The organism is Roseicyclus sediminis (assembly GCF_025515305.1).
Lineage (GTDB): Bacteria > Pseudomonadota > Alphaproteobacteria > Rhodobacterales > Rhodobacteraceae > Roseibacterium > Roseibacterium sediminis.
This window is the reverse complement of sequence record NZ_JAOPHT010000001.1, coordinates 275,873-290,000: the sequence shown is the minus strand read 5'-3', so window position 1 is coordinate 290,000 and position 14,128 is coordinate 275,873. Positions and strand designations below refer to the sequence as shown.

Sequence of the window (14,128 nt, the reverse complement as noted above, 5' to 3'; positions counted from 1 at the left end):
TGGAAAGGTCGGCCATAGTGGGTGACAGCCCCGTATGGGAAGCATGATCGGACGTATTAAGTAGGGCGGGACACGTGAAATCCTGTCTGAAGATCGGGGGACCACCCTCGAAGGCTAAGTACTCCTTGCTGACCGATAGCGAACCAGTACCGTGAGGGAAAGGTGAAAAGCACCCCGACGAGGGGAGTGAAACAGTACCTGAAACCGAGCGCCTACAAGCAGTCGGAGGGGCCTTGCGCCCTGACGGCGTACCTTTTGTATAATGGGTCATCGACTTGGTCTCACGAGCAAGCTTAAGCCGATAGGTGTAGGCGTAGCGAAAGCGAGTCTTAATAGGGCGTTGAGTTCGTGGGATCAGACCCGAAACCGAGTGATCTAGCCATGACCAGGATGAAGGTAAGGTAACACTTACTGGAGGTCCGAACCCACACCTGTTGAAAAAGGTCGGGATGAGTTGTGGCTAGGGGTGAAAGGCCAATCAAACTCGGAGATAGCTGGTTCTCCGCGAAATCTATTTAGGTAGAGCGTCATCCGAATACCCCGGGGGGTAGAGCACTGGATGGGTAATGGGGCCCCACAGGCTTACTGATCCTAACCAAACTCCGAATACCCGGGAGTACTAGATGGCAGACACACGGCGGGTGCTAACGCCCGTCGTGGAGAGGGAAACAACCCTGACCTCCAGCTAAGGCCCCCAATTCATGGCTAAGTGGGAAAGCAGGTGGGACGACCAAAACAACCAGGAGGTTGGCTTAGAAGCAGCCATCCTTTAAAGATAGCGTAACAGCTCACTGGTCTAATCAAGTTGTCCTGCGGCGAAGATGTAACGGGGCTCAAGCCATGAGCCGAAGCTGAGGATGCCGTAAGGCATGGTAGCGGAGCGTAGTGTGACATAACTCCATGTCTCCTTACCCGGTTCGCCGGGATTGGAGACGCGGGGTTTTCTGTGAAGCCGGGGCGTGAGCCATCCGGTGGAGAGATCACTAGCGAGAATGATGACATGAGTAGCGACAAACAGGGTGAGAGACCCTGTCGCCGAAAGTCCAAGGGTTCCTGCTTAAAGCTAATCTGAGCAGGGTAAGCCGACCCCTAAGGCGAGGCCGAAAGGCGTAGTCGATGGGAACCAGGTTAATATTCCTGGGCCATGTGGTGGTGACGGATCGCAGGTGTAGTTCAACCTTATCGGATTGGTTGGGCTGCTGAGCGGTTCCTGGAAATAGCCCCACTATTAGATCGTACCCTAAACCGACACAGGTGGACTGGTAGAGAATACCAAGGCGCTTGAGAGAACGATGTTGAAGGAACTCGGCAAAATACCTCCGTAAGTTCGCGAGAAGGAGGCCCAGTTCCAAGGCAACTTGGGGCTGGGGGCACAAACCAGGGGGTGGCGACTGTTTACTAAAAACACAGGGCTCTGCGAAGTCGCAAGACGACGTATAGGGTCTGACGCCTGCCCGGTGCCGGAAGGTTAAAAGGAGGTGTGCAAGCACCGAATTGAAGCCCCGGTAAACGGCGGCCGTAACTATAACGGTCCTAAGGTAGCGAAATTCCTTGTCGGGTAAGTTCCGACCTGCACGAATGGCGTAACGACTTCCCCGCTGTCTCCAACATCGACTCAGCGAAATTGAATTGCCTGTCAAGATGCAGGCTTCCCGCGGTTAGACGGAAAGACCCCGTGCACCTTTACTACAGCTTCGCACTGGCATCAGGCACAACATGTGCAGGATAGGTGGTAGGCTTTGAAGCAGGGACGCCAGTCTCTGTGGAGCCTCCCTTGAGATACCACCCTTGTTCTGCTTGATGTCTAACCGCGGTCCGTTATCCGGATCCGGGACCATGCGTGGTGGGTAGTTTGACTGGGGCGGTCGCCTCCTAAAGAGTAACGGAGGCGCGCGAAGGTTGGCTCAGAGCGGTCGGAAATCGCTCGTTGAGTGCAATGGCAGAAGCCAGCCTGACTGCGAGACTGACAAGTCGAGCAGAGTCGAAAGACGGCCATAGTGATCCGGTGGTCCCGCGTGGAAGGGCCATCGCTCAACGGATAAAAGGTACGCCGGGGATAACAGGCTGATGGTGCCCAAGAGTCCATATCGACGGCACCGTTTGGCACCTCGATGTCGGCTCATCTCATCCTGGGGCTGGAGCAGGTCCCAAGGGTACGGCTGTTCGCCGTTTAAAGAGGTACGTGAGCTGGGTTTAGAACGTCGTGAGACAGTTCGGTCCCTATCTGCCGTGGGTGTAGGATACTTGAGAGGAGTTGCCCCTAGTACGAGAGGACCGGGGTGAACGATCCACTGGTGGACCAGTTGTCATGCCAATGGCAGTGCTGGGTAGCTATGATCGGAAAGGATAACCGCTGAAGGCATCTAAGCGGGAAGCCCCCCTCAAAACAAGGTATCCCTGAGGGCCGAGGTAGACCACCTCGTCGATAGGCCGGAGATGTAAGCGCAGTAATGCGTTCAGTTGACCGGTACTAATTGCCCGATAGGCTTGATTTGATCCAGTAGAAGCCAGGAAACTGGCCGAAACGGACCAACGAGCATCACCGTATGGTGTACCTGACTTGGATATGTGTCCTTTGTCATTGAGCTGTAGAAGCCAACGGCGTTGGACACATTTTAAAACGTGTTTCTTCCTCGGTTTGGTGGTCATAGCGTGAGCAAAACACCCGGCTCCATTCCGAACCCGGCCGTTAAGTGCCACTGCGCCGATGGTACTGCGTCTCAAGACGTGGGAGAGTAGGTCACCGCCAAACCTAGAAAGAGACACGTTGAGTATCTCTCGAACGATGACATTCAGTGCCATATCCTGCACGGCATTGGCGCTTTGGCGCGGGGTGGAGCAGCCCGGTAGCTCGTCAGGCTCATAACCTGAAGGTCGTAGGTTCAAATCCTACCCCCGCAACCAACTTTTGCGAAATGCCCGGGCCCGTCGTCCGGGCTTTTTCGTTTTCAGCAGAGTGCATGATCGCCGCCTGCTCGCCCATGAGCTCGACGGCAAGCCCATCTCCTTCAGGAGCCAAACGCCTCTCGCGGATGAGACCGCGTAAAGCCGCTGCGGTCTCCGGGCGTGTGTTCATCCGCTCCGTCAGCACGCTCACATTCTGACGGTGCACGTCGCTGAGGCTACAGCCTAGCCGAGGCGAGGGTCGTCACCGAGAGCGGGCCCCAGCACTGCAACACGCTGCGTCCACACACATCGCTGGGCTGCCGGCGGCCATTTCCCGAGGTGGTGCAGCCGTCGGCTCCGCCATCCCGAGACGCTACGCCGGCCACCCCGGCCATGGCTCCGGGGCTCGTCATGCCCCAAAGCTGAAACCGGAATACGTCACCCAGATCTGGTGGATCCTTAAAAACAGCTGGTTGCGTCAGCGGGCTCAGGAGAGCTTGGTCAGCCAGCGCTCCAGCGTGTCCGCGAGCGCATCGGCTTCTTCCCGGAAGCTTGTGTGAAGTGCCGACCATTTCTCGGTGTTTTCGTGTTTCGCGCCCTCGATCCGCTTGGCAAGGTCGTCATGGCGGATGCGGAGCTCGCTCCACTCCTCCAGGGCTTTCGCCTGGTCGGCGGGACCGCCCTCGTCAATCGCCGCCTTGGCCCGCGCGAGCTTGGCGTCGACACTCGCGAGCCGGTTTTCGAGATGCTGGATATAGACGTCGGTTGGCATTGCTGGCTCCCTGCCGGTTCCTTGGCGGTGTTCATCCTACCGTCCGACAAAGACGGGTCGCTTTGATTCATGTCAGGGGAAAACCACCTCGCATGCCGGAATGTCGAGGAGCGACAGGGTTGGGCGAAAACAGGAAACGCAGCCGCCATGATCCCGATACTCAAGGCAATCGCGATCCCGGCGTTCGTTCTGCCGATGCTCCTGCAGTCCTGCGCCGAGCGCGAGACGGACGTCGCCCTCGGCATCGTGATGCGTGAACGCGTGGTGCTGACGGCAACCGGGAACGCGATCATCACCGCGCTGCCCGTCGCCGAAGGCAGCGCGGTTGCGGCGGGTGACGTTCTCGTGCAGCTCGAGGATGCGGTGCAGCAGGCGAACCTACAGCTCGCCACTGCGCGTCTCTCCGAGGCCGAGGCGGACCTGGAACGGGTCCGGAGCGGCGCCCGGGACCAGGAGGTCGCGATCGCCGAGGCGCGCGTGCGTGGTGCCCGCGCCGTTTACGAAGAGGCGGAGACGACGCTCGAGCGCAATCGGCGCCTTCTGGAAGGCGGGACCATCACGCAGGCCCGTCTCGATCAGGATATCGCCCGCCGCGACAGCGCCCTCGCGGAATTGACCGGCGCGGAGCAGGCGCTCGCCGAGATCCGGGAAGGCGCGCGCGAAGAGGACATTCGCATCGCCGAGGCACATGTGGCGGCCGCGCAGGCGCAGGTCGCCGCCGAGCGCACGCGGCTCGAGGATCTGACGATCCGCGCCTCGCGCGACGGCATCCTCGACAGCCTGCCCTGGAACCTCGGCGAGCGCGTGCCGCTGGGCAGTCCGGTCGCCGTTCTGCTGACGGGCGACCGGCCGCATGCGCGCATCTACATTCCCGAACCCGCGCGCTACGGGCTCGGGGTCGGCGATCCGGTCTCGATCCGTCTCGACGGGACGGAGGCGGTTTTCGAGGGAAGCCTGCGCTGGATCAGCAACGAGCCCGCCTTCACGCCCTATTACGCGCTCAACCAGGAACAGCGCAGCCGCCTGGTCTACCTTGCCGAAGTGGCGCTTCCGGCCGAGGCCGCGGACCTGCCGGTCGGCGTGCCGGTGACGGCCACGCTTCCATGACCGAAACGGTGGCGGAAACCGTCGGCATGACGCGGCGCTTCGGCAACAAGACCGCCGTCGACGCGCTGGACCTCACGATTCCGAAGGGCGTGGTCTATGGCCTTCTGGGGCCCAACGGCTCGGGCAAGACGACGGCGATGAGAATGCTGACGGGCCTGCTTACGCCCAGCGAGGGCCGGGCGGAGGTGCTGGGCACGCACCTGCCGGGCAACGCCGAGCCGCTCAAGAGCCGGATCGGCTACATGACGCAGGGCTTCACCCATTATCGCGATCTCACCGTGTTCGAGAACCTCAGGTTCATCGCCGAGATCCACGACCTGCCCGCGGCGCGCAAGCGGCGGCGCATCGACGAGCTACTGGAGACCTACGACCTGCGCGAGCAGGCCACGATGCTTGCCGGTGCGCTGAGCGGCGGGCAGCGCCAGCGCCTGGCGCTGGCGGCGACCGTCATTCACGAGCCCGAGCTTCTGTTCCTGGACGAACCGACCTCCGCCGTCGATCCCGAGACGCGGCGGAACTTCTGGGAACGGCTGTTCGACCTCGTCGATGCCGGCACGACCATGATCGTCTCGACCCACCTGATGGACGAGGCCGAGCGCTGCCACCGGATCGCCATCCTCGATCTGGGCCGGAAATGCGCCGACGGCACCCCGGAGGAGCTCATCGAAAAGGTCGGGGGCCGGGTCGTCGAGGTCGCGGGCAACGACCTGCGTCACATAGGGCGCGAGCTGGCGGGGCATGAGGCGATCTCCTCGGTCGCCCAGATCGGCGCCCGGCTGCGCGTCCTCGTGGCCGAGACCGTTACGGATGCCGAGACCGCGGTGACGGACGCGCTGCGCGATCATCCGGAGGTGTCGGTGCGACCGGTGCGGCCCAACCTGGAGGACGTGTTCGTGCTGGCCACGCGGGGCGCGGCACGATGATCTCGGCACGGCGAACGATGGCCATCTTGCGAAAGGAGCTGCTGCAGCTCCGCCGCGACCGGCTGACTTTCGGGTTGATCGTGATGATCCCGCTCATCCAGCTGGTCCTCTTCGGCTATGCCATAAACACCGAGGTGCGCCATATCCCGGCGGCCGTGGTCGACCAGAGCAACACCAGCCTCAGCCAGGCGCTTACGCAGATCGTGGAGGCCACGCAGGTGGTCCGCTTCGAGGAACGCTTCGCCACGGTCGAGGAGGCAGAGCGCGCCATCGTGCGGGCCGAGGTGCGCGCGGCCTTCATCATCCCTCACGACATCGACGATCGCCTCGTGCGCAGCCCCGCCATCGGCGGCCGCTTCGCCCCGACCGCGCCGGGCGAGACCGCACGGCCGGTGGCCCAGTGGATCGCCGACGGGTCGGACACGCTCGTGGCGGGCGCGATCCGGTCGCTGCGGGTCATGCCGCTGGGAGAGCTTTTCCGCGAGCCCACGAACACCGCCACCCCCACCTTCGAAGTCACGCTTTTCTACAACCCCGAGCAGCGGAGCGTCGTGAACATCGTGCCGGGCCTCGTGGGGATCATCCTGACGATGACCATGATCATGTTTACCGCCGCCGCCATCGTGCGCGAAACCGAACGCGGCAACATGGAGATGCTGATCACGACGCCGATCCGACCGCTGGAGCTGATGATCGGCAAGATCATCCCCTATGTCGGCATCGGCCTTTTGCAGGTCGGCATCATCCTGGGCCTGGGCGCCGCGCTCTTCTCGGTCACGACGGCGGGGTCGCTCGGCACGCTTCTCGTCGTCACGCTGCTGTTCATCCTCGCGAGCCTGTCGCTGGGCCTTGTGCTGTCGACCATCGCGAAAAGCCAGTTGCAGGCGATGCAGATGACGGTCTTCGTCCTGCTCCCGTCGATCCTGCTGTCGGGCTTCATGTTCCCCTACGAGGGCATGCCCGACGGTGCAAAGCTGATTGCGGACCTGCTGCCCGCGACGCATTTCATGCGCATCATCAGGGGCGTTGTGCTGCGCGACGCCGAGCTTGCCGATCTCGGGCCGGATGCGGCCTGGCTTCTGGGTTTTGCGGTGCTGGGCCTTGTCGTGGCATCCTTGCGGTTCCGGAAAAGACTCGACTGATGAGCAAAAAGGACATCGAAGACGAAATCGCCCCCGATGGTCCGCCGGCCGTGCTCCGGTCGCCCGAACTGCGGCACCGCATCATGGCGGGCTTCATCGGAAATGTCGTCGAGTGGTACGACTTCGCGCTCTACGGTTATCTCGCCGGCATCATCGCCCCGCTCTTTTTTCCGTCGCAAAACCAGGCGGCGGGCCTGATCGCGACCTATGGCGTCTTCGCGGCCGGGTTCCTGATGCGACCGCTGGGCGCGGCCTTTTTCGGCTGGTTCGGCGACCGATACGGACGCGCACGCACGATGCAGATCTCGGTGACGATGATGGCGCTGCCTACGGTGCTGCTGGGCCTTCTGCCGACCTACGCGCAGGTCGGACTCCTCGCGCCCGTCCTGCTGGTCCTTTTGCGCCTGCTGCAGGGCGTTTCCGTGGGCGGCGAGTTCTCGTCCTCGGCCACCTACCTGGTCGAGACCGCGCCCCTTGCGCGGCGGGGCCTGACGGGAAGCTGGGCCAATATCGGCTCGATGTCGGGCTCGCTCCTCGGCGTTGGCGCGGCGGCGCTGGTGACGAATTTCTTCGATGCCCAGACCGTGTCGGACTGGGCCTGGCGCCTGCCCTTCCTCGGCGGTGCGCTACTGGGCGGCACGGCCATTCTGATCCGGAGCAACCTGCACAATTCCGCGCGTTTCGAGGCCCAGCACGCAAGGCGCGACGAGACCTCTCCGCTGCTCGAGGCCTTCACCACCAACCGACGCGAGACGCTCCTCGCGCTCGTCTTCGCCGCATCCTACGGAACTTGTTTCTACATCGTCTTTGTCTACCTGCCCGAGTGGCTGTCCGGACAGGGCCTGATGGCGCGGAGCGAAGCGTTGACGATCAATACGGGGATGACCTTGCTGGTGATCCCGCTCATGCCGCTTCTGGCCATCGTGGGCGACCGCTGGATCGCGCGGCGCACATGGATCGCGATCGCCATTCTGGCGCTGAGCCTTCTGTCCTGGCCGCTGCACCAGTGGATGCTGGTCTCCGGGGGATCGCTCGCCTCGGTCATCGTCATGCATGTGCTGGCCTTCGCGCTTCTGTCGGTGCCGCTGGGCTCGGGCCCCGCGCTCTTCGTCGAGATGTTTCCCGAACGTGACCGATTGTCGGGGTACTCGGTGGCCTTCAATATCGGCGTGGGCGTCTTCGGCGGCCTGACCCCGATGATCGCAACATCGCTCATCGAGGCGACGGGTCTCGCCACGGCGCCCGCGCTTTACATGACGGTCGCTTGTCTGTGTGCCGTCATCGCGCTTGCCCTCACGCCGGACCGGAGCCGCGCGCCCCTGCGCTGAGGGTATTGGCCTGGCAAATTATCTCGGATTGGCATGGCCTTGATTTGCGTCAATGGCACGCGCCCGTTCGCGGGTTTCAATCGCAAAGCCTTGCCGTCCCGGGGAGGATGCGGCCCGGCCGCAGAGGAGGATTGGCGCCCGTGAAGGACGATCCAGACATGCCGCGCGACAAGCCGGCCCCGGCCCATCCCCATGAACGGGCCACCGACCTTCCGTGGAAGACGCCCAAACCCGCCAGCGAGGATATCGACGCCCCGGCGCTTGTTGCCGCGATCGTGCGCGCGCCGAACTACCGGCCGGCGGACAGGGACGTGGAGTTTCTCAACCGCAGCGGCAACCGCGGCCTGAGGCTGCAGCTCGACTATTCAAAGGCCGAAATGCTGCTCGAAGAGCATGGCGTGGCGCATTCCATCGTGGTGTTCGGCAGCACCCGCGTGCCCGAGCCCATCGCGGCGCGGTGCCGCGTGGAGGACCTCGAACGAAAGCTTGCCGAGGCGCCTGACGACACGGAGCTTGCGGGCCGTCTGCGGGTGGCGCGACGTGTGCTGGACAAGAGCCGGTACTACGATGTCGCCCGCGACTTCGGCAGGATTGTCGGCGAGGCGGAAGGGCCCTGCGGCAATCGACTGGTGGTCGTCACCGGCGGTGGGCCGGGCATCATGGAGGCCGCCAATCGCGGCGCCTACGAGACGGGCGCGCGCACGGTGGGGCTGAACATCTCGCTGCCGCACGAGCAGTATCCGAACCCCTACCTTACGCCGAGCCTCTGTTTTCAGTTCCGCTATTTCGCGATCCGCAAGCTGCACTTCCTGTTGCGCGCCCGGGCGCTCGTCGTCTTTCCCGGCGGCTTCGGAACCATGGACGAACTGTTCGAGACGCTCACGCTGATCCAGACACGCAAGGTCAAGCCGGTGCCCGTGGTCCTTGTGGGCGAGCAGTACTGGCGACGGGCCTTCGACCCGGATTTCCTGGTGGAAGAAGGCGTGATCGACCCCGAGGACCGGGACCTCTTCTGGTACGCCGAGACGGCACAGGAAATCTGGGATGACATCCTCCGCTGGTATGAGCGGAGCGGAACGACACTCATCGGGTGAACGGGGAGGGAGGGCCCATGGAGATCAATTTTCACGGCGCGGCGGGGAGCGTCACGGGCTCCTGTCACATGGTGACCTGCGCGGGACGGCGCATCCTCGTCGATTGCGGCATGTTCCAAGGTGGGCGGGAGCTGCACGAGGAAAACGCCAACGATTTCGGGTTTGACCCCGCCGACATCGACGTGCTGCTGCTGACCCATGCCCACCTGGACCATTGCGGGCGCATCCCGCTTCTGGTGAAGCGCGGGTTTCGCGGCGAGATCATCTGCACGGCGGCCACCCGCGACCTCTCGCGGCTTGTCCTGCTCGACTCGGCCCATCTGCACGAGGAGGAGGCCAAGCGGCGCAACAGGCACCGCCACGGGGGCGAGGAGAGCGAACCGCTCTACGACACGGTCGACGCGCTCGACAGCCTCGACCGGTTCGGGCGTGAGGCCGACTACGGCCGGCCCGTGCCCCTTTGGGACGGCGCCCGCGCCACGTTCCACGACGCGGGCCATATCCTCGGCTCGGCCAGCATCCTCCTCGAACTGGAAGAGAGCGGGCGGTCCAGGCGCATTCTCTTCTCGGGCGATATCGGCCCCGAGAACCGGCCGCTTCTGAACGGCCCCGAACCGCCCTCGCCGGTCGACGTGGTGGTGATGGAGACGACCTATGGCGACCGTGACCACCGGCCCATCGACGCCTCGGTGGCGGAGTTCTACGACGCGATCCGGGATGCGGATGCACGCGGGGGCAATGTCGTCATCCCCACCTTCGCCCTCGAGCGGGCGCAGGAGCTTCTGTTCTTCCTGCGCGAGGGTATGGAGCGAAAGGAGATCAGGCCCACTACGCAGGTCTTTCTCGACTCGCCCATGGCGATCTCGGCCACGCAGCTCTTCCGGCGTCATCCCGAAGCGATGAAGGCCTCGATCGAACGGATGATCCACAGCGGCAAGGACCCGTTCCGCCTGCCCGAGCTGCACATCACCCGCGACGCATCGGACTCGATCGCGCTCAACCGTATCCGCGCCGGCGCGGTGATCATGGCGGGCTCGGGCATGTGCACGGGCGGGCGTGTGCGCCATCACCTGCGCCACAACCTCGCCCACAGCGATTGCAGCATAATCTTCGTGGGATACGCGGCCGAAGGCACGCTGGCGCGCATCATCATCGACGGCGCGAAATCCATCAAGCTTTTCGGCGATCACATCCCGGTGCGGGCGCAGATCCACACGATCAACGGTTTCTCGGCCCATGCCGGGCGCTCCGAGCTTCTGGACTGGCACGGGCGCACCGGCGGGCCCGAAGTGACCTTCCTGATCCACGGCGAGGACAAGGCGAGGAAGGCCTTCGCGGAGCAGTTGGAAGGGGGGCGGGTCGAAATGCCGAAGATGCACCAGAGCTTCAGCATTTGAATCGCATCACGAGGAGGAGGGGACCGCAATGCTGCAGATCATGGAGGGAAGCGAAGGAAAGGTTGTCGGCGTTCGCGCCGGGGGCAAGCTGACCGAGGCCGATTACAAGGACCTCCTGCCGAAGCTCCAGGAGAGGTTCAGCGAGTTCGGCAGGCTCAATGTCCTGTTCTACGCGGACGAGACTTTCGAGGGCTGGAACATGGAGGCGGCGTGGGAGGACGCGTCCTTCGGCTTCGCCCACATCGCGGATTTCGAGCGGCTGGCACTCGTGGGCGCGCCCGAGTGGGTGGTCTGGTGCGTGAAGCTGAGCGCCTTCCTGTTCAAGGGCGAGGTGCGGATCTTCGACGCGGGCGCGCTCGACGCCGCCTGGGCCTGGGTGCGCGGCTGACCCGGATCAGCCGTTGAAGATCGCCTCGGCACCGGTGACGACATCCAGCATGTCGGCTGTCATCTCCTCCTGACGCGCTACGTGGGCGTCGCGCCGCAGCCGCTCCAGCCTGTCGTCGATGTTGCGCGAAGCGGCGTCCATCGTCCGGAGCCGCGCGGCGTTCTCGCTGGCGAGACTGTCCATCAGGGCGTCGGCCACCTCGGCGAACAGGAACTCCGAGGCGAGCGCCTCCATCAGCCGCCGCGCGGGCAGGTGATGGAGTGGAACGTCCCCGTCCTTCGCCCGATCCTTGTGCGGCAGGGGAAGAACCCGCCGCACCTGCGGATCATAACCCGCGCCGCCCGTGTGATGTGCATGGACGATGCGCGCCGAAGACAGTCCGGCAAGCCGGTTGGAAACGCGGCGGGCCAACTGCGTCACGCCGGCGGCCCGGGAGGTCATCGCGTAAGCCCGATCGGGCGTGATGCCGCGTTCGGCCAGCGCGATCTCGCCGCGCCGTCCGACGACGATCAGACGCTCGTCCGGCCGCCGCTCGGCCATGGCGACATCGGCCAGCCGTTCGTTGAAGCCGCCGGCGAAGCCGTTCTGCGAGGTGATCACGAGAAGCAGGCCGGCCTCCTGCCGGTCTCGGGCCTCACGCATCTCGGGCCATGCCACGACCGGGGCGATCTCGCCGATCGCGCGCTCGACAACGGCGCGGAAGGCCTGCGTTCCGCCGAGAGCCTCCGTCGCCTCCCGCACGCGGGAGGCCGCCATGGACCGCAGCGCGCCGACAAGATCGCCCAGTTCTCCGAGGCTTGCCAGCCTGGCCTCGATGCGGGCGAGCTGTTCCATCAGTCGTCGGCCTCGGGCGCGAGCCCGGAAAGGCAATCCCGGATGAGCGTCAGAAGCTGTCCGCGCACCTCTTCGGAAAGTGCCCCGGTCTCGTCGATTGCCTGCGCCGCGCGCGGCAGCTCCTGCGGCAGCCGCTCGGCCAGACGCTTGCGGAAGTCCGGCATGACGGAGAGCGGCAGATCGTCGAGGCACCCTTCCGCGACCGCCAGCAACAGCGTGACCTGAAGCGACAGGGGCAGCGGCGCGTATTCCGGCTGCGCGAGGATCGACCGGAGCCGGCGGCCATGGGCGATCTTCTTCTCCGTGCGCTCGTCGACCATCGATCCGAAGCGGGTGAAGACCTCGAGCTCGAGGAACTGCGCGTAGTCGAGTTTCAGGGAATCCGCGAGCGACTTGATCGCCTTGGCCTGCGTCTTGCCGCCGACGCGGCTGACGCTCATGCCCACGTTCACGGCCGGCTTCTGGCCCTCGTAGAACAGCTTGGGTTCGAGATAGACCTGCCCGTCGGTGATCGAGATGAGGTTCGTCGGAATGAAGGCCGTGAGGTTGCCAGCCTGCGTCTCGGCGATGGGCAAGGCGGTGAGCGAGCCGCCGCCGTTCGCGTCCGAAAGCTTCGCGGCGCGTTCCAGAAGCCGGGCGTGGAGGTAGAAGACGTCGCCCGGATAGGCCTCGCGCCCCGGTGGATTGCGCAAGAGAAGCGACAGCTGGCGGTAGGTGATGGCATGCTTGGTCAGGTCATCGAGGATCAGGAGCGCGTGCTGCCCGCGGTCCCGGAAATACTCGGCGATGGAACAGGCTGCGTAGGGCGTGAGCCATTGCGCCCCCGGCGATGCGTCGGCCGAGCCCACCACGAAGACGCAGCGTTCCATCGCCCCATGCCTGCGGACGGCGTCCACGACCCGTGCCACGGTCGAGGCCTTCTGGCCGATCGCGGCATAGATACAGATCACGTCGCTGTCGCGCTGGTTGATGATCGTGTCGATCGCCAGCGTGGTCTTGCCCGTCTTGCGGTCGCCGATGATGAGCTGGCGTTGTCCGCGGCCCAGCGGGATCATCGCGTCGATGACGGTTATGCCGGTCAGGAGGGGCTCCGTCACGAGTTCGCGCTCGACGATGCCCGGCGCTGGGCGCTCCACCGGATCGTTCCGCTCCGCCTCGATGGGCGCGCCGCCGTCGAGAGGGGCGCCGATCGGTGAGACGACGCGCCCCAGAAGGCCGGGCCCCACAGGCACGCGCGCGATGTCGCCCGTGCCCTCCACCGCGCCGCCGGCCCGGATGCCTGCGCCCTCGGACAGAAGGATGCAGCCCAGCTCCGTCTCACCGATCCGGATGGCAAGCCCGAGAGTGCCGTCGTCAAAGCGGAGCAGTTCGTCGAGACGTGTCTTCGGCAGGCCGGAGACGTGTGCGACGCCGTCGCCCACCTCCTCCACCCGTCCGACCTGTCGCAGACGCGGGTGCAGATCCGCCTTTTCGAGGCGCCCCCTGGCCCGTGCGATGAAGGCCGCCGCGTCCCGGTCAAGCGTCATGTTCGCCTCCCGCCATGGCCATGGCCGCCGTGGCGAGGCGTCCGGCGACGGACGCGTCCAGCACACCATGCGGCAGGCGCAGGCGCAGGCCACCAAGAAGGTTCGGGTCGGTCTCGAAGGCAAGGTCCGGGCTTTCGCCCAACGCATCGGTAAGCGCCCCGCGCATCCGCTCGCGGATATCTTCGGAAAGCTCCGCCACGGTCACGACCGTCAACGTCCCGCCCGTGGCGAGATCCTGCCGCATCCGTTCGAGGTCGGTCGCCTCCCGGCGCGCAAGCTCGGCCTCAAGACAGGCGAGCGGATCGGCGGGCGCGCCCGACAGCGCCTTCTCCGCGAGGTCTCGCGCCAGTGCAGCGATCTCCTCCCGCAGATCGGCCACCGCGCGTTTCCTCGCCTCGTCGATCTCGCTGCGGACCTTGGCGCGGAGTTCCTCGGCATCCTTGCGCGCGTCGGCAAGCGTCTGCTCGCGCTCGCGCTGCATCGCCTCGTGCAATTCGGCCTCGCGGTTGCGCATCTGCTCGTCGAACTCCGCGAGCTTCCGCTGATACTCCGCGCGCAGAGTGTCGGCCTCATCGGCCTTTTTCTGCGCGTCTTCGGCAGCGGCCCGGTCCGAGGCTTCGCGGGCCTCGATCATGCGCCGGACCGGCCGGTAAAGGAACCGGCTCAGAAGCCAGACGACGACCAGGAAGTTGATCGTCTGTAGCGCCAGTGTCCACCAGTCGATTTCCATG

General features: G+C 64.7%; 11 protein-coding genes, 1 tRNA gene and 2 rRNA genes (1 of these 14 only partly in view). 10 read left to right on the top strand and 4 right to left on the bottom strand.

The window, feature by feature from the left end; translation table 11 throughout:
- From N8I71_RS01445 to N8I71_RS01435, 3 genes are all read left to right on the top strand, one after another.
- Positions 1-2,495, top strand: a 23S ribosomal RNA gene (locus tag N8I71_RS01445) (it extends 333 nt beyond the left edge of the window).
- A 142-nt stretch (positions 2,496-2,637) separates the two neighbouring features.
- A 5S ribosomal RNA gene (gene rrf, locus N8I71_RS01440) occupies positions 2,638-2,752 on the top strand.
- 75 nt (positions 2,753-2,827) lie between these two features.
- Positions 2,828-2,904 (top strand) — tRNA-Met (locus N8I71_RS01435).
- A gap of 469 nt (positions 2,905-3,373) precedes the next feature.
- Here the strand turns inward: N8I71_RS01435 and N8I71_RS01425 are convergent.
- Positions 3,374-3,658: a hypothetical protein gene (locus N8I71_RS01425; protein WP_262876139.1), complete on the bottom strand. Its 285-nt coding sequence runs from the start codon at positions 3,656-3,658 to the stop codon at positions 3,374-3,376.
- 147 nt (positions 3,659-3,805) lie between these two features.
- Here N8I71_RS01425 and N8I71_RS01420 point away from each other — a divergent pair, with 147 nt between their 5' ends.
- From N8I71_RS01420 to N8I71_RS01390, 7 genes are all read left to right on the top strand, one after another.
- Entirely contained in the window at positions 3,806-4,765 is a 960-nt protein-coding gene (locus tag N8I71_RS01420; RefSeq protein ID WP_262876138.1) for an HlyD family secretion protein, read from the top strand.
- Positions 4,762-5,688 carry an ABC transporter ATP-binding protein gene (locus N8I71_RS01415; RefSeq protein WP_262876137.1) on the top strand — a complete coding sequence of 309 codons (927 nt, stop codon included), beginning with the start codon at positions 4,762-4,764 and terminating at the stop codon, positions 5,686-5,688. Before N8I71_RS01420 ends, N8I71_RS01415 begins: the two co-directional genes overlap by 4 nt.
- 17 nt (positions 5,689-5,705) lie before the next feature.
- Positions 5,706-6,830, top strand: a complete 1,125-nt coding sequence (locus N8I71_RS01410) for an ABC transporter permease (protein ID WP_262876136.1) — start codon at positions 5,706-5,708, stop codon at positions 6,828-6,830.
- Positions 6,830-8,158 carry an MFS transporter gene (locus N8I71_RS01405; RefSeq protein ID WP_262876135.1) on the top strand — a complete coding sequence of 443 codons (1,329 nt, stop codon included), beginning with the start codon at positions 6,830-6,832 and terminating at the stop codon, positions 8,156-8,158. The genes N8I71_RS01410 and N8I71_RS01405 overlap by 1 nt, the downstream gene beginning before the upstream one ends.
- Before the next feature lie 140 nt (positions 8,159-8,298).
- Complete coding sequence (locus tag N8I71_RS01400; RefSeq protein WP_262876134.1) at positions 8,299-9,252, top strand: LOG family protein; 954 nt, start codon at positions 8,299-8,301, stop codon at positions 9,250-9,252.
- A 17-nt stretch (positions 9,253-9,269) separates the two neighbouring features.
- On the top strand, positions 9,270-10,649 hold the full coding sequence (locus N8I71_RS01395; RefSeq protein ID WP_262876133.1) for an MBL fold metallo-hydrolase RNA specificity domain-containing protein: 1,380 nt from the start codon (positions 9,270-9,272) through the stop codon (positions 10,647-10,649).
- A gap of 28 nt (positions 10,650-10,677) precedes the next feature.
- Positions 10,678-11,037, top strand: a complete 360-nt coding sequence (locus N8I71_RS01390; RefSeq protein ID WP_262876132.1) for a SpoIIAA family protein — start codon at positions 10,678-10,680, stop codon at positions 11,035-11,037.
- 6 nt (positions 11,038-11,043) lie between these two features.
- Here the strand turns inward: N8I71_RS01390 and N8I71_RS01385 are convergent, their stop codons facing one another.
- The 3 genes from N8I71_RS01385 to N8I71_RS01375 are packed head-to-tail and all read right to left on the bottom strand — an operon-like array spanning position 11,044 to position 14,127.
- Positions 11,044-11,871 (bottom strand): F0F1 ATP synthase subunit gamma, encoded by an 828-nt coding sequence (locus N8I71_RS01385; RefSeq protein ID WP_262876131.1) that lies wholly within the window; start codon positions 11,869-11,871, stop codon positions 11,044-11,046.
- Positions 11,871-13,397: a F0F1 ATP synthase subunit alpha gene (locus N8I71_RS01380; protein WP_262876130.1), complete on the bottom strand. Its 1,527-nt coding sequence runs from the start codon at positions 13,395-13,397 to the stop codon at positions 11,871-11,873. The genes N8I71_RS01385 and N8I71_RS01380 overlap by 1 nt, the downstream gene beginning before the upstream one ends.
- Complete coding sequence (locus N8I71_RS01375; protein ID WP_262876129.1) at positions 13,387-14,127, bottom strand: F0F1 ATP synthase subunit delta; 741 nt, start codon at positions 14,125-14,127, stop codon at positions 13,387-13,389. Before N8I71_RS01375 ends, N8I71_RS01380 begins: the two co-directional genes overlap by 11 nt.
- Position 14,128: the final 1 nt, after the last annotated feature.